Here is a 20,547-nt window from a genome sequence, read left to right as displayed (position 1 = left end):
CCTCAAATTATAGATCATAGTAGCATCATGGTCATATCTTACATTAGATATTCAAGAAATCATGTTCAGGGTCATCAAACTCGACGTCATACAGCCTCAATTTATCGGTAAAGTTATCATATTGACCAGCAAACAACATATTAATTTTTATACCATCTGCATATTCCACGAAAATATCAGAGGTTTGATGTACGACTATCATTTTAAGAAATATATTACGATATAATTGCTGAAGAACTTGGTTTATCTCTAGTATTTCATTTGGGTCATTTGGAGGTAGTTCTGTATTGTTATCCCAAAACGTAAATATATCAATATAAGGGAACAACGCTATGATATTTGAAGGGATTACGTTATGGATATGCTTAATCGCTTCTTCTGGTACAGTATGCTTGTCCGTCATACCGCGATTATAAGCTCTTATTAATGCAACGGGTAGTTCAACATGGACGAGATGTAAATCAACTCTGTAATCAAGGCTGTGAGCCTTAATAAAGTCGAATATCTCCATATACTTGCTTGGATTCCCTAAAGTAGCATCGTAAATCACATTATGTCCTCTTAGAAGTGACTGAAACAGTGCTTCTTTCGTAATCTCCCATGCTTCATTCTGATAATCTTTTCGCCATTCAACTTCGTGTTCCTCCGAAATGCCTAGTCGTTGCATAACTTGTTCTTTCACATCGTCCGGTGATATGGTGAAATCAAAACTGTCTTTATGATTTTCATCAGCCGCACTTGCTATCGCTTTAAGGATCGTTGACTTACCACTCCCCGGCACGCCGCCCAGAATGGCTAGCTTAGGTCGCCTAATAGGAACAATATTACTAATAACCTCTCCTTTTATTTGTTCATACTCTTCTTCAGACTTACCGTAACGCAAAAAATCATCTACCATTTCTAATTTCCTCCTTTGTTATTTGGTAGTGTAAAAGGAGAGATACGGAACAACATCCTTATCTTAATTCTACACGATCCCATTTTTTTTAATATTTTAGACACCCTCTAATTCTTTTAATATCGCTATCATTTGTTATTTGTGACTTAATATATTTATAGTCCTTTATCTTGTTAATTATTCATGTTGTTAAGAATTAAATTATTTGTAACATTTATTACTGTAGAAGTTACAAGTGTGTCTATCACGCTGAGACTGTCACACTATTAATAGTGACCAGCCAGCCCGTTATTCAGAGCTTGGTGTTACTAGTTTAACTGTAGATGCCATAAGCGTATTTATCACTCTAAGGACATCTTACTAATTAAAGGTTCAAAAAAGCCAGTAATTCCGATCATGGTGTTACAAGCAGCAGCCAAGAACAAAACCAATGCACCCGCACCGATCCAACAAAGCTAAGACCACTTCATTCCATCTAATAATGACTGTGTTGAGTGGAATAAGGTCTTGTTGTCTGCCTATGCGCTGTGCTTCCTGCTACGCTGCCCCTCTCCCCTCTTCATTTGCTCGTATCCTTTTTATTTAGACTGCCTTTTGGTTTGTTATTTCTTTTTTGGCTGGGTCTAGCCCAGGTGGCAGAATTCTTCTATTTTTTTCCGAACGTGGTCATGACGAGTTGCGCGCGACAACCCCCCACCCCAAATAGCCATATAAGGAACTAGAGAGTTATCTAGGAGTAGGATTGCTGTCTGCCACTAAGTCCTTACTTAGTGGGACCAGTGGCAAACCAGTAGAAAGGAGTAGGGAAAGGCGGTCGGTAGGAAGAAACATCGGAGCGGGACACCCTATTCCACTCAACACAGTCATTAATGTGCGGAATGAGGTGTCGTTAAATGCGGATTTCTTCGTAGTCGATTATCTGCCTTTATCTTTTGACATGTTTCATTTTCATTCGCCTACTTGTGGTATTATGTATGAATGATTACTACATAATAAGGAGATGATTTATGATGACACTTCAAGCGACTACGGATGCAGAAAAATTAATTAATAGAAAGTTAATTCAATTAAATAATTTATTTAGTACAGACCATATCAAAATACTGATTGATAACTACCAAGACGTCCCCCATGAGAATCAAAAAAAAATATTTTCATTCCTTCATTATGAGCTAAATGAACTTTTTAGATTTATGTATACTAAACGTAATGGTCACTTCAATGCAAAGGAAAGTCGTGATCTTTTGAGTATCATTGAAATAGTAAAATCCATGAAAGCAAACTTAAATGAAACTCCATACAATTTCCAAATCGATACTGACTACGAAGTACTGCTCAGCCAATGCAATTCATTTCTGCAGCCAAGCAATGGCAGCGATCTTCCATATGATCTGAAGCGTATAGAATTAATCGAACACAAGTCGATTTTCCATCTTATCGACAGTGTTTCTCTTCCTGGAAATCCAACTGTATCATACACTATGAATTATAAAGACGAGGGTTCTTACGCACATGTTTACACTTATTTTGACAAACAATATAACATACCAGTCATAGTAAAAAAAGCTAAAAAGGACTTAACTGATATTGAATTAATTAGATTTCGTAATGAATTTACTGATCTGAAAAGATTAGATTCTCCTTATATCATTAAAGCCTATCATTATAATGAGGATAAGCTGCAATATAGTATGGAACAAGCAGATGAAACTTTAGATAAGTACATTAATCGAATGAATGATCGTCTACCTATGAATGATCGAATCAATTTAATCACGCAACTTCTTCACGCTTTCAAATACATTCATGGTGAAAGTTTGTTGCATCGTGACATTTCATATTTCAATATCTTGATTAAATCATATCCCGACGAAAGCATCTTTATTAAAGTTGCCGACTTCGGATTAGCTAAGCATCCTGATCGAAAGCTGACACGACAAGGAACAGAAATCAAAGGCGTACTAAACGATCCCAACCTTTCAAAAGTCGGTTTTGATCATTTCGAAGCAAGACATGACATCTATGCCATCATGTATATTATTAATTTTATTTTAACTGGTAAAAAAAATGGAATCCAAATTACAGACCAAACCGTTCTAGAATTTATCGAGAAAGGTATCGATCCAGACATTAACAAACGATATTCTAGTCTTGATGAACTTCTTATAGCATTTGAAAGCATCACACCTTTGATCAGAAACATAAGTACTACAAAACTTTAATAATAAGTATTCGCTTACTATACTGTTTAAGAGTTTTAATACATCAACACATTATTAATATAAGAATCAAAGAAAAAGGTAATTGGCATGTTTTCAATTACCTTTTTGTATTTAAAATAAATTGTTTCTTTACGAGTAACACCTTTCGATATTACTCTATTTTCAATGCATTTTTCATCATTTTAATTATGGTTATCGTACACACCGACTACAACTCTCACTAGAAATGAACAGCAGTCTGTCGGATGACTATGAATCAGATCCACTAATCAAGCGTGTGAAGTAATAGTATCTACCGTAGACGTAAAAAAGACAAGAAGCGGCAGCCTCTTGTCTTTTTCGGAATTTGTACTTATAGCTCTGTCTGATTATGCTTTATTAATGCCTTCCATAAATCATCGAGTACTTCAATTTCAATAGGCCCCCCCATATATGGGTACACCGCATGATATTGAAGTGTTTGCTGTCATTATAAAATATTTGAAAATCTTCACTTTTCGTATATTGATTGTATTTACCAATTACGTAGTAAATAAAGTCATCACTCTGTAACTTATAGGTTAATATTTGATTACCGTCTGTTCCTGCACTCTTATGATAGGTACTTTCTTTCATACTTAGTGCTTTGAAATTAGTGATCATAAATAGATATACGATTTCAATTTCTCGTTCATACTCCGAAGATTTCATATTCATCGTTGGTTTTGTGACTAATACTCGCCCCGATTTGACATCACTGATTATACTTTTCACAATTATTCCTGACACCATTCTCTATAATTGCACAAAAAAACGCCTTGTTGAGTAACAAAGCGTTAAGATCGTGAACTATATAGTTGTTTTATTAATAAAGTGACATTTTCAGCTTCTTCTTTATTAAATTTAATTGAGTTATCGACTAGAGTTCACAACTACTTATTCTTTTTGAACCAAAATCTAAATCCTTTCTCGCTAGAATTATCGCAATATATGTAATACTTAGGATTTTCAAAACTTCCAGAACTCGTACTAGCTTCTATCCTAGAAATATTAAAATCAAGTGTATCAATATTGTCGTTTATTTCAACTTCAAGTTTAAGTGGTAACAAAGCATTACTAACTAAAGCATCAATATTAATTAGTGCATCTTTCAATCTGTAAGTAGTACCTTTTCCATCAAGAATATTCGTTATTTCGAGACGGTATACTTGCTCAATTGCTAAAGAAAAATCTTCAAGCAAAAATGGATCAAGTTGCGATATAACTTCATCTGTCTTGGATTGTAGCTCAATCCTAACATTAGCAGCATTGACTTTTGTTGTTATCTCTTTAATTGATTGATATCCCATTGGAAATCGCCCCTTTTGATTTAGTGTTTTTTGATTATAGGTTGAAAGACTATTCGAATTCTTGTAATTCCTCTCCCTACTCCCATTTAATTGTAATACGTGGATTCCAATATTAAGTTTCCAATTCTACTATATATAGTAAACATATTTGTCAAAACAGATAATAGATTCTGCTTCAGTAATGTGTTCTCTTGAATGATAGTCTACAAATTGAGACACCAGATACGGGTTGTAGTAGCCTGTTTTGTAGCCTTCATATTTTCCTGCATCTACTCCATCATACAATCCTGTTACATAGGCATGTACGTTCCTTCTCTGATCTCTAAGCACTCGTTGTCGTGACTTTTCACTGACATGAAACTTTATAACTCCGTTCAATTGAACATTCATAGCGTAGCCCAAGACAAGCCCTGTCTTACAATCACATATACTAAAGTACCCTGCTTTATTTAAGTTGCGATACACCTTTACACGTTGACCATGCGCAAGCGTCTTGCCCTCATTTATTATCAATCCATCCATGACCCGCTTCCTCATTTCCTTTGCTTATACTATAATTTTAACTCTAAATTTAGGTACAGTCATATTCGTAAGGGTGCATAATGCGGAATAATGCAACTTGAATTTTATCAGTACGCAACCTTGATTTTCATATTACGGCGCTTAATGCAGCGTTTCAATAATTTATACGTTGCATTCAGCAACACAAATAAGAACCCTTATTCCATAAGGGTTCTTAGGCATTCATCTTTTTTTACGCTACAACTAACTTTTATATCATAGCTTTAACTTCGTTCTAAATCTTGTTCTTTGATTTCTGAACAGGTGTTAAATTATGTGATACTATAACAAGGTTCATCGCTAGTAATAATGTCGTTATCACTATCAATAGAACGATAACATTAGTAAATAGCATATAAATAAGTTCACTCATAGATGAGCTGCTAGCTACTAATTCATTACGGATATCAATGATCCACTTTGGTTGAATTAGTTCCATTTCATCGCTAAGCATCAAGAATCGAACCGCTACTACGATCGAGATATAAATACCTAATACATATTTACCAATGTGTACTAATGTTGAAACTAAATAACGAATATATGATGCAACAGAAGATACAGCTAAACCAATGAAACCTTCTCTAGAAATATTTTCTTCCTTACAAATTTTCCACGCTTTAATCCAAGCATCAACTTCTTCCCACAGTAGAATCGGGAAAAATATTATCGCTCTGTATTTCTTCATTCTTGCCAGGGTGCTCAACAGATGCATTATAAAACCATAACGCGAATATTGATAATGATGACCAAGTTCATGAGCCAAACTGAACATACTTTTAGAATGATCCATGTCTTGAAAAGCGGGATGGCTTATAATATTTCTTCCACTATGATAGGCAAAGGGCTCCCCTTCCCCATAATGTTTTTCAAGTGATACATTTTCCTTATGAATTCGTTTAATGATCTTATTCATATTTCCTCCTGTAAATAACACTCTTTTTATTATCATTCAAAAAAATATTTATATTACGCTTTTCGTTTGAGTTACCATCTTTATTGTCAAGATACTAACTTTGTTGTAATGGCACCGACTATAATGTCAAGGCACTAACTTTAATGTCACCAGATTCTACAAATCATTTTCTTTGCGACGCAGCTGCATCTCTTCCCACAGTACAAACACCTTATTGAACGATTGCATCCATGACATTTTATTGGACTTGACCAGCTTCCTGTCTGTATAGATAGAAATGATTACCGGTAGCCAAAGTATTGTACCTAGAAGTAAAAAGCTGAATACGCCTTGTAGCGAGTTTAGATAGTCATTCCACAAACTATCTTTCAAATCGATACATTTGATTCGTGCTTCAAACAACCACTTCCATGAGAGTACATGACCGATGACAACGTACCCTACAATGCTATATACAATAATATCTAATATTACCTTCCACATAATATCCTCTTTCCTAAAACCGACTCTATTACTCTGAATCAAAAACGCGATATGCTTCTTCTGCAATTTCTGATGTATACTCTCTTGCTGTTTCCTCGGTTGACTCTACCAATTGATTTACTTCCTCTTGACTAGGCTTTTTGGAGAAGATACCTGATATCGAATCTTTTACCCACCCTGCAAGACTCGTAGCAGTCGATTTAAGATTCTCAACACTAAAGGTGTTGCCTAGTGATTCGCTGATACTTGTCCACGTTTCTGATCCCGTTACCTTGCTCCCCCAGCCTTCTAGCGTAACTAAACTCGTTTCTAAAACAGATGACTTCGTTTTTAAGGATTCAATCGTTGGCATGAATGCCGCTAGTTTATTAATGGCTTCTGTTGCTTCAGCTAATGTTAATGGTCTATCTAAGCTAGGGATTAAACCTAGATTGTCTAAGCTAGTCGTAATCAGTGAATTTTCTTTTAATCCTAGTGCAAGTAGTATGACCGAACGCAGCTGCTCACTTGTTACGATTTCCGTATTTTTATTGAATTTCTTATCACTTAGTTGAGTAACAATATCTCTTACACCTCCATCAGTGATAACCTCATATGCCTTATAGCCCATCATGAGCTTTCTTGATTCCGGATAGAGAAGATACATCAATAATGACGATGCTTCTGACATCGAGACAGGGCTAGACAAGTTATTGGCATTAACATTAATTCCTGCAGTAGATAGAGTATCCAGGATACCATTAGCTTCAGCCTTATCTAATTTTCCATAAAGCGCAGGATTCCACAGCTGGCGCTCATTGGTTTGAGCTGATTTCTGCAAGTTATCAAAGTAAGACTTCCATTTTGTATTCGGTGCAATGGTCATTGTCTTACCATATCCTTCAGATAATATAGAAGCATTAATAAACTCACCACTGGCCATATGAACATAGGCTAAGGTTCTACCATACACATCATTACTCGTGTCCTTCGTAACATAGACCTTCTGCTTTAATACCTTCGATTTCGTATAAGCTGAAGCTTCTTTACCTCCCGCTTCAATTCCTGCTGCTTCTGTACTCTCAGGAGTATTGACACCGATCAAACGAATTCTTTCTTTTGTCTTATCTGCAAATTCAACATCGAACGTATCGCCATCAACGATATAGGTGACTGTTCCAACTCTATACGGAGCTGTACTTATCGAGATGGAACGGCTGCCTTTATCATAACCAACAATGTAATCAAAGGATTCAGCTATAAAACGTAGCGGGATATATGTTGTGCCGTTCTCGATCATACTCGTAGCAGTTAAGTTTACTTTTTTCCCATTAACGGTTGCATTACTCGCACCAGGGACCATCTTGATGACTACATCCTCATTAGAAACCGTAATCTCTTTATTCGATTGATTCCAAGCCACTTTAATTCCCATCTTTGAGAATAAGGAACGCATCGGTACTAACGTAGAGCCATTTAACGATACTGGAGACTGATCGAGCGCGGTTTTGGTACCATCAACATAGATATCTAGTTTAGACTGGATAACGGTCGATACGGCAGCCTTAGCAGTAGGTAGTGCTGTCATGGTAGGCGATACATTTTTACCCGGTACGACTACGGTATAACTTGCGATCATTACGAACAAACCTAGCAAAACAATTCCAATTTTCTTCATCACGATATAAATCCTCCCTCTGAATGCAAAAAAAAGCACGTAACATACCTCCTTGCCATAGCAAAGGGATACGTAACGTGCTTCGTCACGATTCATTTCTTTATTTGTTCACTATTATAACAAACATCTGCACATTGGACTAGATGTACTTTGTATGAAGCGGGTATAAAGGCAAGCCGAGCGATTTTGCTCTGCTATTACGTTCTTGATCTTCAGATAAGAATACGACATTCGTTAATCGATAGCGATCAGCGACAATATATGGAGCAATACTTCTATCTGATTGTGATAATGGGTTCATTCTCATAGCGTTCATTTGCAATTCATCATATTCTAAAATTTCAAATACATCTGGTCGTTTCATGGATACTTCATCTATCAGCTCTAACAAACGTTTTGAAATAAATCCATATTGAGTATCCAGTTTTAATTGTTGCAATTCTTGAATCGTTTCTTTGTTAACCAACATTTTAGCTGGCGCACCTATAGGTAAATAACTGAGTCCTTCAAATAGTTGTTCATAATGTTTTAACATAAACGATTTATCCAATGCCAAGCTGTGTCCAATATGAAGATATGTATTTAATAGGTCCGGTAGAGAGTGCTGAATCGACTGAAAGTTCACATTTAGAAAGGATTGATCGGTCACACTACTTTTTTCATATGGTCTGATTGGTTGTAATGCCGTTAATCTGTATATATACGACACCACAAAAAATATAATAAAGATAGCAATAATCTTGAAAGTTCCGAATGTGTAGAAATCCATCACTTGTGCTTTCGTCATAATTAACACCTACTCCCCGCTAGTTAATATTCTTCTATTTTCATGTATTAACTTATGCAAAGCTTTCAAATCTTTTTGTCTTAATGAACGATAACGTTGTGGCTGCAATCCCATAGCTTCTAACTTACTATAGTCTAAGAATACTCTTTCCTCTTCTACCATTAACAAGGATGGTTCTTCTATAACATAGGGATAGAGTTCATTTAATCGTTTATGGTAAAAGTTAATGATGATTCCACTACCAATATGATAAATGAATAGCATACATAGGATATAGGCAATCGAAAATACCCATTTTACTTGATCTGTTATCGCTCCCGCTTCTTTCTTGTCCAAAAAATCAATGAAAAGGTACACATTCACTAGTATCAGTACCAGCACGATCGGTATACCTAAAATCCTCCACCACTTACTTTCTATCTTAAACGGCAACTCGTTCAATTTGCATCAATTCCTCATTTGTATAATCTAAGCGATCTATCGCGATCTGATACGCCTGTTCGTTTACGGATTGTTCAATCAAAGGCATCAATGTTTTCAACATGCCTCTAGCTTTCTTCTTTTCTTGCTTTGACCCATGACATAACTTCATCATAATATAACTTAACTCTGAAAGTATGACGGCTGGATCATTTTGCTTTATATTGAAGTTCATGCAATTGCACATCCTTATATTGAATTCTTTTGTATATTGGTCACTACCTCTAAGATATCAGGACTAAGAATGTCTTGTTCTACCATCATTTCCGCAATCTCACGAATCATGGCCATAATAGCGGTTCGATCTTCTTTTGTCTCCGCTAATTCAAGACTCAGCACTAATTCACGAAACGCTTGATCCAAACTTAACTTGTCAGGCATATCAAACACGCTCCTTTATTTCTACTATATTTCTATCTTAAACGTAATGGTGAAATATGCAACTTTTCAAGCGATAAAGAAAATTTCAAATAAAATTCGTTGCTGCGACATTCGTGATTATCAGTATCGACATCATAGATCTTACCGTTCCTTCGCATATAATCAACTATTAATGAACACTATTATTCATCATGATTACGAACAAACATTTAGTTGATTAAGCTCATTCTGAACTATTGAAACCAATTCGTTACATGCGCTTAACGTCCTCCATACTTTAATTTAGCCCACATTCTTACATTCCCCTTATGAACGATACTATTCAATATGATACTTTGATGGGTTTTACCGCGTACTCAATCGGTGTTCATCAGACGATTAAACTTCTTTTTATTTTCCTAGTTATGTGTAAGTATGAATAAATACTAGCACCAATTACCCCTACACTTAACAATTGCCATTTCCACCAATATGAATTTGTTGCGTTTTGAGGATTATCGATAATGTTTAATATTGTTATCCAAATATAAGGACTTAATATTGAAGTAATTAAAGAGTTTATAAACCATTTTGTAGGATATTCTTTACTTCTGATAAATAGAGCTATGGATAATGTTAAAAATATCAAACTGATAGGCAACCAAAATAATAAACTATCCATGACTAAAGAGTACTCTTGATGTGTTGAATCTCTATTAAGTTTTATAATGGTTATAGTAGAAATTAAATTAATAATCATAGAACACGTTACAATCAGTTTAGCAGATCTCAATATTATCATAATTATGTACCACCCTATTCACTGAGCATCATTAGTTTTACTAACGCCCTTAAAGTTTTTCGTTTTTGACGTTTAATAAAATCTATTATTTCGCCTATTGTTCCTAAAATAATGATTATTATTATAGGTGATATAATCATATATAATCCAACTTTACCAAATGTGAGTTTAGCTGCTTCATTAAAAATTGGATCGGGTAAGTTTAGTGTTACATCAAGTAATAATATTCCTACTGCTGCCAATAAATATAGGATAATAATATCTCTTAAATTTAAACGCTCTGAGAAAAAATCTCTGAATTGACTCATTACACACCACCTATACAATATCTTTAATTTTTTTTCTTCACCTGTGCTAGGATCGAATACACCAGGCTATTCACTATGTATCGTATTTTATTTCGTACTACGCATCAGCAATTTTTTCTTTTTTCTTCTTCTCTTTCCCCACGACCCGACCAATGTAAAGCTTTGTTTCTATACTCGCCTGCTTTGTCATACTTACCTCTTGCTACCGCTTGTTGACTTTTAGTTTCCCAATGCCCAGCTCTTTCATAGCAGTAAGATGGTGTAACTCTTCTCTCCATCACTCATGCCACCTCTCTGTCGCCTTATGTGTCATTCGTACAGTGACACTACTTTGAATTTTTCGCATTATCAAAGTCGTTCAGATGTTTAATAGCGCGTTTAACTCTGTCTGAGGGTGTCTTATCCCCATATGTGAGAATAGATTCAAGACCACCTAATAATTGCTTATGCCGACAAATTTCATCAAAACGTTCATCGGCTATTTTCTTATAGTATTCAGCTAATTCATTCGCCAAAATCGTTCACTCCTTTCCTGGTGTCATCGTACTACGACACTACTTATCAGAATTTTTATTCATCAAATATTTCGTGAAAAAGTGTATTACCTCAATTTTCTCAATATCACTCAGCGAGTTATAAATAGTGGAAATTCGTTCGGAAACAGATTCATAATCTTCTTCCATTTCCACTAAATTTTCTTTGAAATTACTTCCATCAACTGTTGTAACTTCTTTGAGATGTTTATAGATAGCTAACTGAGATAAATTTAGTTCATTCAAAAAAATTTTCAATGTAATACCCCTTTCTATTGCGCAATATGTTCATTCGTACTATGCATTAAGCTGCTTTACGTAACTTGAAATAAGTCTTTCTATTATCAACCTTCCACTCCAACCATTCGCTGTTCCATTCTGCTTTTAATGTCTTCATTAACGATGGTTTGGGATTACTGTAATAAGTTTGTATATTCTCTAATATTTGATCTACAGTAACCCAATCTTTTCTTTTCAAAAATAACTTAATAGTATCTATCATTTCACTATATTCTGTAATTCCTTCGCCACTCTTCACACCAGCTATCGTGCGAGTATGAAACTCATGGTTAATATTTTTCTTTATATCGTAAGATTTTTTTCTAGTTCGCTTCCCCCAAAATTTAATAATTGAACCATTGATGCTGCTGTCATATTTGTATGGTTCATCTGTTGTATAAATTAATCCTATACCTTCTTGCCTTAATAAATTAAGAGCTACATTTGAATGTTGTTGTTTCGGTTTAGGCACTGCTATAAAAACATAGTCGGAACAATGTTTTGCTCCAATAGCTTGTTCAATAACCTTAAAACTAAGTTGTTTTTTCATTTCAACGATAATAGATAAATTATTTTTTATAGCTACAACATCAAACGTACTAACTTCCGCATAGACGTTATCGCATTTGATTAATTCCAATAAAATGTACTTTACATGTTCGTACATGTCTTTTTCTTTCAAGGTTATCATTCCCCCTATTACTATGTTGTTTGTGTCTACAAGCAGCTGCCCAGCAGCCACTTACTACGCATCAATCTTTTTCAAGTGTGCTGGTCTAATCCAAATCCCCTTATGCTGCCCATCCAAATAAATTCTAATATTGTGATCAGATAGATTTGAGCTTTGATCACTATCAACTACGCCTTTGTGTCCGACTTTAGCCATTACTCTTTTTTCATTCCAAGATAATTTCGGCTTAATGACTTCTACCCTTTGCCCTTCTTTTAACAAGTAATTTGACCCTCCTTTGTCGTATAATGTGTCGTACTGCGACAAGTTATTCAGCTTGGTTCACTGGTTTTCTTCTTGTTTCAAGTGCATCATAGTGATCTACTTGACCTGTTGTATATAAATCCTGTAGTACATCAAATAATTGAGTGATTGTCATATGACCCAATCCATCTGCTTCATTCTGCATCAGCATTTTTAATGGGATAGAGTTTCTAATATGACTCTCAATACTCTCACCTATTCATGTACATAAGCCATTATATTTATAAGTTGGGTTTGTTTTATCAGATCGCCCACAATATCCCCCCATCAGTTGCATAGTTTGTGTCAACCTCGATTATCTTCCAACCAATTTACTGCCAAAGAAAATCCTTCTTCCAAGCTATTTACCGATCTAGACCAAAGCTGTTTTTCATTTTCAGAAATCACAAATGTATACGTATATTTGGGGATATTGCCTTGTAATACATCATCTCCATAACCGTTTTCTATTTGGTTGACACTAAAACAATTAATTTCCAGTCCTTTTTGCACCCATTCATTAATCTTCTTTAGTACATCCATTTCTACAACCCTTTCCTGCACAATATGTGTCCACAACGCTATACACTGTTTTATTCATTTTGTTTCTTTCCAGTGATCCAATCAGTAAAAAGTTGTAATCCTACATATATAAAATAAAAAGTGATCATGAGTCCTAATAGCGCCAAAGGAACTGCTATGAATAATTTCCAAATTTTAATGAACACTCCTTATTTAATGAGTTGTGTCGTACTAACATTCGTAGCGCATTAATAGTGTTTCTTTCGTTCTTAAAGAGCGCTACTTGAATCATATAATATTAGGATCTATCAATATTCCAATAAAAAACACTTGACATCATTTTCTTAGTTTTTGTTGTCCCATCAACGCGCTCGGCGCCCACCATTAACCAAATTTCATAAAAAACGCATTTGATACACTACAGTTGTAAGATAATTAGATGGAGGCGATACTATGTTGAAAACTGATGGTGTAATGAAAAAAGCTGCAGACACGATTTATTCTAAATCAAACAGAATGACGAGTACATGTAAATTTCAAGTCCCAAATTCTACTGAGAGTTACACTAAATCAGAATTGAAGTCTATTGCTGATAGCATAGTCAATTATAATAATTCAATTGACAACGGTGGAGGTAGCGACTCAACTATGAGAAGATTGTATCCTGGACATGCAGCATGGGCTGGTATTAAGTTTTAGCAAGTTTTACAACATTGGGGGTGGTTGTCCTGTACAATCTCCCCCTTTGTTCACAGTTTGTGTCTACACAACTATTAAATATAAATGTTAAACTTATCCTTCCACTCTCCACATTCGGGATAATTTTCCCCAATATCTAGCACATCTTCAATATCATCAAATGAAAAATACTTTACTTCATTTGCTGTATAGCAAGGAATAGGGTTACTTCTAAACATTCCTTCAAAAGGATAAATAGAAATAGAGTGAACGATCATTGAAAATCCTGCCTCATGTACTTCTGTAATTTCACCTTGGAAAATCCTTTCCCAGCGGTCTTCGCATGCATGAATAAAGCTAGTGCCAATAACTTTTACTAGTGATCCTTTTTGAAATTCAAACTGCTTATTCTTAAACAACTTATAATTCACTAACATTTGATCTCTCCTAATATGATTTTATATTAAATTATTTAGTGTATTTCTAAATCAGCAAGACACTCTGTTACTTTTTAGATGATCTTATGAAAAATAAAAATAAGGTTAACTAAAACATAACAGAGTAGTGATATAAATCAAATTTCCCATAAGCTAAAAAAAAGTCATAGTCTTTCCAAGATCTAGTACTAAAGTGAAGTTATTTTACATCGTAATGATGATTATATTACCAGAAAAAAATAAAGAGAAATTAACATTCAATGTCGAATGTTAATCCCCCTGTATCCATTTTTAATTAAAATATCCTTGCTCTTTAAGGCTAACATAGGAATCATTTTCACCTATAATTAGATGATCGTATAAAGGTATACCCATAATTTCGCCAGTTTCCATAAGTCTTTTTGTTATTTTTATATCTTCGGGTGAAGCTTGAAGCTCACCTGATGGGTGATTATGAAAACAAATATATGCCGCGGCATTATTTAATACTAAGGCTTTGTAAACCTCTCTTGGATGAACAGGCGCAGAATTTAGTGTCCCTCTAGATAGTGCGTGTAATCCCATAACATTGTTTTTTATATCCAATGAAATGATTCCGAATACTTCAACTGATTCATTTGATAAATCGAATGCTTGGTTAATTATTTCTACTGCATGTCTATGTGTCCTTAAGGTGGTAACATCGAAATCATAAAGAACAGAACGTTCTTTCACTTGTCTAACTGTACATACATCAATGGAATAAATTTTTGTGCTTTCTGTTGTCATTTTAAGTTCCTCCAACGATTTTCACTTGTTTTTTGATTGTTTTCCCTAAGAAACTTTGAGTGTCTCTCTTGCCGTATGTATCAAAGAAAGAATTTCTTCTCTCTCTGATTCCGTTTCCGATAATTCAAGAGCCAATATTAAATCGCGAAAAATCAATTCATTGACAGACATGATTATCCTCCTTCAACATGTATTACACTAATTAGACATAAAAAAAAATGGATTTTATTCTTTATTCTTCGTGAAACTATCCATCAAATCTTTCGCTTGCTCAACAACTTTTTCTGAACTCGCAACAAGTAACTTGCTTCCAGAAAAACCAGCAGCAATAGATAATGATAGTATTTGTAATCCAGTAAATGAATAAGGTATAAAGGTAATCAGTCCAACAAATACGACGCTGGCACCAATTCCCATAAGTACATTTCTTAATACACCTGGCTTAAACACTTTACCGTAAGTTTTACTAGTTTCAATTCGCGGGAATTGGATACTTGCTTTTTTATACAATGCATTAAGTACACCACCAAAAGCACCGCCAACTACAGCAATTAAAAACATTTTGACAAAAAACATACGCCTCTCCTCCTTTTTTAGACGCAAAAAAGACGAAAGGGATTCAATTAAGAATACACCTTCCGTCTTAGGTTGCGGAATATTGTCTTACTATTTTACAGCACAAAAAAAGCTATGCTTTTTGATTGTTTCGCATAGGGATCTACGTAAAGTAGAAACATTAGAAATAATACGAAACGGATCAGGCTGCATAGCTACATCCGCTGGAAAAAAATAAAATAATAAGATGACTTTATTATAGTCTCTATTCAAAATATTGTAAATGTTTATCTATATTCACTATATATAGCGCATCTATAAAACTTGTTGAATTTTTATAGATAACCTTTTGTACCATGGAAAATAAGAATTATCCAACTCAGACACCTTAAAACGTGCTCTTGTACCAGACATTTTAGGTACTTGAATATCTTCTTTCTTAACGAGAATGAATTTCTCACCATTCCAAATTTCGAAACTTTTAATTCGTTCTAAGGGAATTTCATTTTCCCCTATATCAATGATTAACGTATGATTTGATGGAAATATGTAACCAGTTATATACTTCAATAATTGATCTCCTTTATATTTTTCTTCGATTATTCTGCTACCTCTTGACGACAAAATTTATTGGACTAATTAAAACGAATCCACTCTAAAGGGAAAATATATTGTTGGGCTATGACTTGAACCACAATTTCATCATCTGAATTAATTACCCTTATTTGACTATGTGAATATTTATTCAACTCACAGAAGTCCAATATATCTTGCGTGTTGTTAAATTTCACAGGAGTTCCATAATTGTTTTGTTCATCAAAACAATAAATAGAATATATTCCCGTTCTATTCCTAATCGATTCAACATCCATTCTGTTATCATCATCTTCGATAACTTGACCTGATATTGGTTTAACTAATCTATTGCTTTTAGAATGATCTGGTCCTTCCCAATAATAAGGACATTCTTCACATGTTCTAGTGGCATACCAACATCCCAATTCTTTTTCAAATATCCAATTTTCAACTTTTTCTTTACAATTACAATTAGTAGTCAAAGAATCTTTACTCCCTCACCTTATTATTTTTTGTGGGAATCTAATACAACCTCTAACAAAATAATTGCTTCATTATATGCTTCGGTTGCTGCATAGTTTCCATAGCTGTGATGTAGAGTACAATAATTCTTTTTTGCCTTTAATTCATCCACTACATTCTCAATATCTCTTTTCAATTGTGTCAACCTCCTAATATTTCATTATTATCAGCGTACACAATTTTGTTTGTATTGAATAATTTAGAAGGACTGAAATTTTAAAATCGAATGGTATTAACACACTAATCCCACATTCGGCAATGATAGAACCTTAAATCATAATAATTGATCTATTTTTTCATTGATAATCTACCGATTACTAATCAAGTTCATTTATCTTTTGGTTTTTTTCAGCAATTTGTAATGCTACTATAATACTTTCCCTACTATACTCGTCATATATAAACGCCGCTTCTTTATTACCAGCTTCCCACTCTTTGAATATACGCTCTCCGAAAAACTGTTTATTCGCTTCAGCATAAACATCAAAATCTGTATCTACTGTCTGCAGAAATATTCTTGTTCTCATATTCAACTCAGAAATAGGGAAAAACGTTTCTAGCGATAAAATAAAGCTCAACGTAACTTCTTCCGTTATTTCTTGAATGGTTTGTAATATTTTAACGATATAATTTTTCAACTCCGTTTGATGCTGATCACTTATCAACATGTCTTTAGGCGGTTCAATAATTAACAAGAATTGTTGCGGATCGTCAAGCATACATATTTGAGCCCAGAAATCCCATAATGCTAAAACTAACTGTGACGCTTTCTCTTCAGGGTTCCCAACTTTCGGTATCAGAAATTTTTTACCGCTTGGTGTATCGTTCCATACAACGGACTTAGTGGCTTTAAGAGCCTCTTTCATTATATTAGCTTGATTGCTATCAGCAATCGTTTCAAACAGCCTAGAATATCCATGTGTCGGCCCCTCAACGTTCGCTCTATAAGAAAGTGGTGGAGTATTACCTCTATACGTAAAACCTAGCTTTCCTTGCGTAATTAATTCAAAGTATATGGCAGGAAAAATGTTCCTACGAGTTCTAAAAACTTGCTGAGGGTCAATAGCTTTCTCTAAATCTCCCTCGTATTCCAACTGTTCAATGGCATTACTTATTGTGTTCGTACTAAGTAAATCGCTATCATCATAAGTAATCCAATAGACTGCTTTATTGTCAGCGTTATGAATTAAATTAGCGATATCCTTCACCTTATCTTTACGTACCGAAGCTTCACTATCTCCTAGTATTGCTAGTGATGCAAAACTAGGATTTAACCAATCCCATATAACACTTTGATTCTCTCTTTCCGTAGGATCTAAAATATCTGCTATTTTGATTTCTTGTATTTGATTCATTCTTATCTCTCCTTGAAAATAGTAAAAGCACCTAAAAACCATAGTTTCCTATGATTATTAGGTGCTTCCCAATAATTGATTTATATTTTATTCTTTATCTATATTTTAACCTTTAATCCTTGATAACTCAAATGATCTTTAGAAATCTTTATGGAATCTGAAATACTCCAGCCAGTTATTTAAGATATAGATTCTCACAGTATCCGTTTTTAATACTCCATTAGAGTAGGTGACAGTAAATACAAAATCGTATGCCCCATTAGATATTTTTTCAAGATCCACTGTCGTATGTTCTTGACCAAGATATGCAATCCATTTAGCTGCGCTTTGACGAGCTAAGTTACGCTTGCCAATATGATTTGCTACAACTTCAACCTTAGTAGCTACTGTTGTACTTCCACCAGCATTTGAAGTCACTGTAGGAGAGCCTACCAAGTCAAAACCTTCACCCGCCCAAAACGTATCAACAGGTCTAATGCTATCTGGTTTTCCATTATTCCATTTCAACCTGTTTGTTTCCCACTCAGGCGTATGATTTACAGCTCCATTAATACTTAATGGAAGGACCACCACACTACCTTTAGCATCATTTTCATTCGTTGCACCATTACTATCTGTCGCTATTAAACTGATGTTATAGGTACCAACTCCATTTTCAGTTACAGATTTCGGAATTACAATATTAGTAGATGTATGTGTAACGGAATAGGATTTCGGTCCTGTTACAGTCCAAATATAATTCATTGAGTCTCCATCTGGATCAGTACTAGTATTCGTACAATTCACTGTATCACCTTCATATGCTGGATTAGGTGAACATGTAAAACCTGCTACTGGTGGTGAATTTCTAATAATGTAGAAATATTTCAAACTCGACCATGGACTCCAATCGTAGCCATCAAATACCTGTACGGATACGTTATAGACCACTCTTTCCTCTAAGTTCGCACTATCAGGAATTAACATAGCATTACTACTACTTGGCACCGATCCAGTAGCATAGACTTGCTGCCCACTTGCATTACGAACGACAACATTGTAACGTTCCTGCGGATCGTTATCGCCATCCGAATACGTCCACTCGATTCTAGGATTAGCACCAAGTTTAGTTGCCGTAGCTGCACTTGTCGCAGGTGGTTCTATGATATTAGCCACTGGAATGTGATTCCGAATCACTAAATCCTTAGTAATTTCTGCACTAGCTCCATCATTATCCACTATAACTTGTTTAATCGTAAATATGCCAAGAGTACTGAATGGTCTCTTAAAATCACTGGCACCATTAATCGCTACCGTAGTCCCGTCTAATTTAACGATAAAATATGTAAATTTATCAATATATCCATCCAAATCTGTAGCTTGGCTGACAAAATTAATATCAATCCCCCGATATGTGGGATTCGGATTCATCGTAAATCCTGGTATTGGTGCTAGATTCAAAATCGTTATCGTCTTAGTATCTACTATACTTTTCGCATCCAATTGATCGACTACCCAATTTTCTAGTACATAAGAACCCTTTTCAACGTAAGTAATGGATATGTTTTGTGTATACCATTCCTTTACTTTTCCTGAAGGTGACGTTAAGCGCCAAAAGGATTGTAGGCTTGCTACATCTTCCGTATCGGCATCGGACCGACTAGAGGTGTAAGCATATGGTTCATTAATGTATCCCGTAGAGCGACCGCTTGTAATGGTCGTTGTTGGCACTTGGTTGACCACATTAAAAGCATGAGTCATATAACTACTCGCACCTAATGGATCACTCGCTTTCAATTCTAGCTGCCATGAACCTATGGCTAATTTACCTAGTCCTCTATCCTTAATTTTGAAACTCGGATGCTGGGCTGTTCCTAGATTATAGGATTTATCACCATAATAGAGCTTCCATTGATACGTTACATTATCTCCATCTTGATCAGGATTATTCGTTAGATTGGTAACTTTGTTCACCGTATCTCGATACGTATCTTCTAATGGTTCAAAATCGGCAATCGGTGGATAGTTAATGATCTCTAAGAAATCCGTATACGTTTCCGACCATAGTTTTTGTGAATCTTGCACACGTAATGTAAGCTTATAATTGCCTAAAGCGTCTATCCCTGCTGCTACGGCTGCTGCCTTAATTTGATTAAATGTAGGGGTTGTACCACTACTTAAAATAAGCTTGTTCTCTCGATATATTTTCCAATCTCTTGTAATGATTGGATCACCATCGGGATCATACGAACGATCCGTAACAACGGCTTGCTTGCTCCAGGAGACTGACTTCGGATCAATCGTGAACAAAGCAACTGGTGGCTGATTAAATGGATTGGTCGTCACATACTTCACAACTTCACTTGACCAAGCCCCGTCAATATCTTTTACCTTTAACGCTACAAAATAATCGGTATTCGCTTGCAGTTGACTAGGTGGCTTACCAACGGTCCAATCTGTATCATCGACCTTCTTCCACTTCCAAACCCATGTGGTAACCCCTTTGTTACGTTGTGAATAGCGGTCTAGGTCATAGCTGTAATCTTGAATCGTTAATCTCCTGCTCGA

The 20,547-nt window shown here is 35.0% G+C and carries 31 protein-coding genes; 2 read left to right on the top strand and 29 right to left on the bottom strand.

Going from position 1 to position 20,547, the window contains the following annotated elements; genetic code table 11:
- Nucleotides 1–43 precede the first annotated feature (43 nt).
- Nucleotides 44–898 carry a zeta toxin family protein gene (locus tag AC1TPB_RS22890; RefSeq protein ID WP_482078599.1) on the bottom strand — a complete coding sequence of 285 codons (855 nt, stop codon included), beginning with the start codon at nucleotides 896–898 and terminating at the stop codon, nucleotides 44–46.
- A 1,007-nt stretch (nucleotides 899–1,905) separates the two neighbouring features.
- Between AC1TPB_RS22890 and AC1TPB_RS22885 the strand changes: the two genes are divergently transcribed.
- Nucleotides 1,906–3,120, top strand: coding sequence for a protein kinase family protein (locus AC1TPB_RS22885; protein ID WP_482078598.1), 1,215 nt, complete (start codon nucleotides 1,906–1,908; stop codon nucleotides 3,118–3,120).
- Between the two features lie 378 nt (nucleotides 3,121–3,498).
- Here AC1TPB_RS22885 and AC1TPB_RS22880 read toward each other — a convergent pair whose 3' ends face one another.
- From AC1TPB_RS22880 to AC1TPB_RS22790, 19 genes are all read right to left on the bottom strand, one after another.
- The gene (locus AC1TPB_RS22880; RefSeq protein WP_482078597.1) at nucleotides 3,499–3,891 is read right to left on the bottom strand and encodes a hypothetical protein; all 393 of its coding nucleotides are present in this window, start codon (nucleotides 3,889–3,891) and stop codon (nucleotides 3,499–3,501) included.
- Nucleotides 3,892–4,031: 140 nt separating this feature from the next.
- Nucleotides 4,032–4,448, bottom strand: coding sequence for a hypothetical protein (locus AC1TPB_RS22875; protein ID WP_482078596.1), 417 nt, complete (start codon nucleotides 4,446–4,448; stop codon nucleotides 4,032–4,034).
- Between the two features lie 129 nt (nucleotides 4,449–4,577).
- Nucleotides 4,578–4,970 carry a hypothetical protein gene (locus AC1TPB_RS22870; protein ID WP_482078595.1) on the bottom strand — a complete coding sequence of 131 codons (393 nt, stop codon included), beginning with the start codon at nucleotides 4,968–4,970 and terminating at the stop codon, nucleotides 4,578–4,580.
- 274 nt (nucleotides 4,971–5,244) lie between these two features.
- Complete coding sequence (locus tag AC1TPB_RS22865; RefSeq protein ID WP_482078594.1) at nucleotides 5,245–5,925, bottom strand: hypothetical protein; 681 nt, start codon at nucleotides 5,923–5,925, stop codon at nucleotides 5,245–5,247.
- Nucleotides 5,926–6,081: 156 nt separating this feature from the next.
- A complete protein-coding gene (locus tag AC1TPB_RS22860; protein WP_482078593.1) occupies nucleotides 6,082–6,408 on the bottom strand; it encodes a hypothetical protein in 327 nt (108 codons plus the stop codon).
- A gap of 28 nt (nucleotides 6,409–6,436) precedes the next feature.
- On the bottom strand, nucleotides 6,437–8,065 hold the full coding sequence (locus tag AC1TPB_RS22855) for a stalk domain-containing protein (protein WP_482078635.1): 1,629 nt from the start codon (nucleotides 8,063–8,065) through the stop codon (nucleotides 6,437–6,439).
- 139 nt (nucleotides 8,066–8,204) lie between these two features.
- Nucleotides 8,205–8,852: a hypothetical protein gene (locus tag AC1TPB_RS22850; protein ID WP_482078592.1), complete on the bottom strand. Its 648-nt coding sequence runs from the start codon at nucleotides 8,850–8,852 to the stop codon at nucleotides 8,205–8,207.
- A gap of 9 nt (nucleotides 8,853–8,861) precedes the next feature.
- Entirely contained in the window at nucleotides 8,862–9,215 is a 354-nt protein-coding gene (locus AC1TPB_RS22845) for a hypothetical protein (protein ID WP_482078591.1), read from the bottom strand.
- 58 nt (nucleotides 9,216–9,273) lie between these two features.
- Entirely contained in the window at nucleotides 9,274–9,507 is a 234-nt protein-coding gene (locus AC1TPB_RS22840; RefSeq protein WP_482078590.1) for a hypothetical protein, read from the bottom strand.
- Nucleotides 9,508–9,521: 14 nt separating this feature from the next.
- The gene (locus tag AC1TPB_RS22835; protein ID WP_482078589.1) at nucleotides 9,522–9,713 is read right to left on the bottom strand and encodes a hypothetical protein; all 192 of its coding nucleotides are present in this window, start codon (nucleotides 9,711–9,713) and stop codon (nucleotides 9,522–9,524) included.
- Nucleotides 9,714–10,083: 370 nt separating this feature from the next.
- Nucleotides 10,084–10,452, bottom strand: coding sequence for a hypothetical protein (locus AC1TPB_RS22830; protein ID WP_482078588.1), 369 nt, complete (start codon nucleotides 10,450–10,452; stop codon nucleotides 10,084–10,086).
- 56 nt (nucleotides 10,453–10,508) lie between these two features.
- Nucleotides 10,509–10,802: a hypothetical protein gene (locus AC1TPB_RS22825; protein WP_482078587.1), complete on the bottom strand. Its 294-nt coding sequence runs from the start codon at nucleotides 10,800–10,802 to the stop codon at nucleotides 10,509–10,511.
- Nucleotides 10,803–10,906: 104 nt separating this feature from the next.
- Nucleotides 10,907–11,080, bottom strand: coding sequence for a hypothetical protein (locus AC1TPB_RS22820; RefSeq protein WP_482078586.1), 174 nt, complete (start codon nucleotides 11,078–11,080; stop codon nucleotides 10,907–10,909).
- Between the two features lie 48 nt (nucleotides 11,081–11,128).
- Nucleotides 11,129–11,317 (bottom strand): hypothetical protein, encoded by a 189-nt coding sequence (locus AC1TPB_RS22815; protein ID WP_482078585.1) that lies wholly within the window; start codon nucleotides 11,315–11,317, stop codon nucleotides 11,129–11,131.
- A 39-nt stretch (nucleotides 11,318–11,356) separates the two neighbouring features.
- The gene (locus AC1TPB_RS22810) at nucleotides 11,357–11,593 is read right to left on the bottom strand and encodes a hypothetical protein (RefSeq protein WP_482078584.1); all 237 of its coding nucleotides are present in this window, start codon (nucleotides 11,591–11,593) and stop codon (nucleotides 11,357–11,359) included.
- Between the two features lie 46 nt (nucleotides 11,594–11,639).
- The gene (locus tag AC1TPB_RS22805) at nucleotides 11,640–12,296 is read right to left on the bottom strand and encodes a hypothetical protein (protein ID WP_482078583.1); all 657 of its coding nucleotides are present in this window, start codon (nucleotides 12,294–12,296) and stop codon (nucleotides 11,640–11,642) included.
- Nucleotides 12,297–12,359: 63 nt separating this feature from the next.
- A complete protein-coding gene (locus AC1TPB_RS22800; protein WP_482078582.1) occupies nucleotides 12,360–12,566 on the bottom strand; it encodes a hypothetical protein in 207 nt (68 codons plus the stop codon).
- Nucleotides 12,567–12,612: 46 nt separating this feature from the next.
- On the bottom strand, nucleotides 12,613–12,753 hold the full coding sequence (locus AC1TPB_RS22795) for a hypothetical protein (RefSeq protein WP_482078581.1): 141 nt from the start codon (nucleotides 12,751–12,753) through the stop codon (nucleotides 12,613–12,615).
- Nucleotides 12,754–12,893: 140 nt separating this feature from the next.
- Nucleotides 12,894–13,130: a hypothetical protein gene (locus AC1TPB_RS22790; RefSeq protein ID WP_482078580.1), complete on the bottom strand. Its 237-nt coding sequence runs from the start codon at nucleotides 13,128–13,130 to the stop codon at nucleotides 12,894–12,896.
- Between the two features lie 432 nt (nucleotides 13,131–13,562).
- Between AC1TPB_RS22790 and AC1TPB_RS22785 the strand changes: the two genes are divergently transcribed.
- A complete protein-coding gene (locus tag AC1TPB_RS22785) occupies nucleotides 13,563–13,808 on the top strand; it encodes a hypothetical protein (RefSeq protein WP_482078579.1) in 246 nt (81 codons plus the stop codon).
- 74 nt (nucleotides 13,809–13,882) lie between these two features.
- Here AC1TPB_RS22785 and AC1TPB_RS22780 read toward each other — a convergent pair whose 3' ends face one another.
- The 9 genes from AC1TPB_RS22780 to AC1TPB_RS22740 all read right to left on the bottom strand — a co-directional run.
- Nucleotides 13,883–14,224: a hypothetical protein gene (locus AC1TPB_RS22780; RefSeq protein ID WP_482078578.1), complete on the bottom strand. Its 342-nt coding sequence runs from the start codon at nucleotides 14,222–14,224 to the stop codon at nucleotides 13,883–13,885.
- A 291-nt stretch (nucleotides 14,225–14,515) separates the two neighbouring features.
- A complete protein-coding gene (locus AC1TPB_RS22775; RefSeq protein WP_482078577.1) occupies nucleotides 14,516–14,992 on the bottom strand; it encodes a JAB domain-containing protein in 477 nt (158 codons plus the stop codon).
- Between the two features lie 45 nt (nucleotides 14,993–15,037).
- Nucleotides 15,038–15,163 (bottom strand): hypothetical protein, encoded by a 126-nt coding sequence (locus AC1TPB_RS22770; protein WP_482078576.1) that lies wholly within the window; start codon nucleotides 15,161–15,163, stop codon nucleotides 15,038–15,040.
- A gap of 54 nt (nucleotides 15,164–15,217) precedes the next feature.
- Complete coding sequence (locus tag AC1TPB_RS22765) at nucleotides 15,218–15,568, bottom strand: hypothetical protein (RefSeq protein ID WP_482078575.1); 351 nt, start codon at nucleotides 15,566–15,568, stop codon at nucleotides 15,218–15,220.
- A gap of 294 nt (nucleotides 15,569–15,862) precedes the next feature.
- On the bottom strand, nucleotides 15,863–16,117 hold the full coding sequence (locus AC1TPB_RS22760) for a hypothetical protein (RefSeq protein ID WP_482078574.1): 255 nt from the start codon (nucleotides 16,115–16,117) through the stop codon (nucleotides 15,863–15,865).
- A gap of 65 nt (nucleotides 16,118–16,182) precedes the next feature.
- A complete protein-coding gene (locus tag AC1TPB_RS22755) occupies nucleotides 16,183–16,605 on the bottom strand; it encodes a hypothetical protein (protein ID WP_482078573.1) in 423 nt (140 codons plus the stop codon).
- A 23-nt stretch (nucleotides 16,606–16,628) separates the two neighbouring features.
- Nucleotides 16,629–16,781, bottom strand: a complete 153-nt coding sequence (locus AC1TPB_RS22750) for a hypothetical protein (RefSeq protein ID WP_482078572.1) — start codon at nucleotides 16,779–16,781, stop codon at nucleotides 16,629–16,631.
- Nucleotides 16,782–16,962: 181 nt separating this feature from the next.
- Entirely contained in the window at nucleotides 16,963–18,000 is a 1,038-nt protein-coding gene (locus tag AC1TPB_RS22745) for a hypothetical protein (protein ID WP_482078571.1), read from the bottom strand.
- 138 nt (nucleotides 18,001–18,138) lie between these two features.
- Nucleotides 18,139–20,547: glycoside hydrolase family 78 protein (locus AC1TPB_RS22740; RefSeq protein ID WP_482078570.1), on the bottom strand; the 2,409-nt coding region annotated here is incomplete at its 5' end.

The organism is Paenibacillus sp. Y951 (assembly GCF_056786395.1).
The sequence above is the reverse complement of the archived record's forward strand: the minus strand, read 5'-3'. Positions and strand labels throughout refer to the sequence as shown.

What these genes read in the sequence shown, in the direction of transcription:
- AC1TPB_RS22890 (WP_482078599.1), bottom strand. Translation starts at nt 898, where the DNA reads ATGGTAGATGATTTTTTGCGTTACGGTAAGTCTGAAGAAGAGTATGAA.
- AC1TPB_RS22885 (WP_482078598.1), top strand. Translation starts at nt 1,906, where the DNA reads ATGATGACACTTCAAGCGACTACGGATGCAGAAAAATTAATTAATAGA.
- AC1TPB_RS22880 (WP_482078597.1), bottom strand. Translation starts at nt 3,891, where the DNA reads ATGGTGTCAGGAATAATTGTGAAAAGTATAATCAGTGATGTCAAATCG.
- AC1TPB_RS22875 (WP_482078596.1), bottom strand. Translation starts at nt 4,448, where the DNA reads ATGGGATATCAATCAATTAAAGAGATAACAACAAAAGTCAATGCTGCT.
- AC1TPB_RS22870 (WP_482078595.1), bottom strand. Translation starts at nt 4,970, where the DNA reads ATGGATGGATTGATAATAAATGAGGGCAAGACGCTTGCGCATGGTCAA.
- AC1TPB_RS22865 (WP_482078594.1), bottom strand. Translation starts at nt 5,925, where the DNA reads ATGAATAAGATCATTAAACGAATTCATAAGGAAAATGTATCACTTGAA.
- AC1TPB_RS22860 (WP_482078593.1), bottom strand. Translation starts at nt 6,408, where the DNA reads ATGTGGAAGGTAATATTAGATATTATTGTATATAGCATTGTAGGGTAC.
- AC1TPB_RS22855 (WP_482078635.1), bottom strand. Translation starts at nt 8,065, where the DNA reads ATGAAGAAAATTGGAATTGTTTTGCTAGGTTTGTTCGTAATGATCGCA.
- AC1TPB_RS22850 (WP_482078592.1), bottom strand. Translation starts at nt 8,852, where the DNA reads ATGACGAAAGCACAAGTGATGGATTTCTACACATTCGGAACTTTCAAG.
- AC1TPB_RS22840 (WP_482078590.1), bottom strand. Translation starts at nt 9,507, where the DNA reads ATGAACTTCAATATAAAGCAAAATGATCCAGCCGTCATACTTTCAGAG.
- AC1TPB_RS22835 (WP_482078589.1), bottom strand. Translation starts at nt 9,713, where the DNA reads ATGCCTGACAAGTTAAGTTTGGATCAAGCGTTTCGTGAATTAGTGCTG.
- AC1TPB_RS22830 (WP_482078588.1), bottom strand. Translation starts at nt 10,452, where the DNA reads ATGATTATTAATTTAATTTCTACTATAACCATTATAAAACTTAATAGA.
- AC1TPB_RS22825 (WP_482078587.1), bottom strand. Translation starts at nt 10,802, where the DNA reads ATGAGTCAATTCAGAGATTTTTTCTCAGAGCGTTTAAATTTAAGAGAT.
- AC1TPB_RS22820 (WP_482078586.1), bottom strand. Translation starts at nt 11,080, where the DNA reads ATGGAGAGAAGAGTTACACCATCTTACTGCTATGAAAGAGCTGGGCAT.
- AC1TPB_RS22795 (WP_482078581.1), bottom strand. Translation starts at nt 12,753, where the DNA reads ATGCAGAATGAAGCAGATGGATTGGGTCATATGACAATCACTCAATTA.
- AC1TPB_RS22790 (WP_482078580.1), bottom strand. Translation starts at nt 13,130, where the DNA reads ATGGATGTACTAAAGAAGATTAATGAATGGGTGCAAAAAGGACTGGAA.
- AC1TPB_RS22785 (WP_482078579.1), top strand. Translation starts at nt 13,563, where the DNA reads ATGTTGAAAACTGATGGTGTAATGAAAAAAGCTGCAGACACGATTTAT.
- AC1TPB_RS22780 (WP_482078578.1), bottom strand. Translation starts at nt 14,224, where the DNA reads ATGTTAGTGAATTATAAGTTGTTTAAGAATAAGCAGTTTGAATTTCAA.
- AC1TPB_RS22775 (WP_482078577.1), bottom strand. Translation starts at nt 14,992, where the DNA reads ATGACAACAGAAAGCACAAAAATTTATTCCATTGATGTATGTACAGTT.
- AC1TPB_RS22770 (WP_482078576.1), bottom strand. Translation starts at nt 15,163, where the DNA reads ATGTCTGTCAATGAATTGATTTTTCGCGATTTAATATTGGCTCTTGAA.
- AC1TPB_RS22765 (WP_482078575.1), bottom strand. Translation starts at nt 15,568, where the DNA reads ATGTTTTTTGTCAAAATGTTTTTAATTGCTGTAGTTGGCGGTGCTTTT.
- AC1TPB_RS22745 (WP_482078571.1), bottom strand. Translation starts at nt 18,000, where the DNA reads ATGAATCAAATACAAGAAATCAAAATAGCAGATATTTTAGATCCTACG.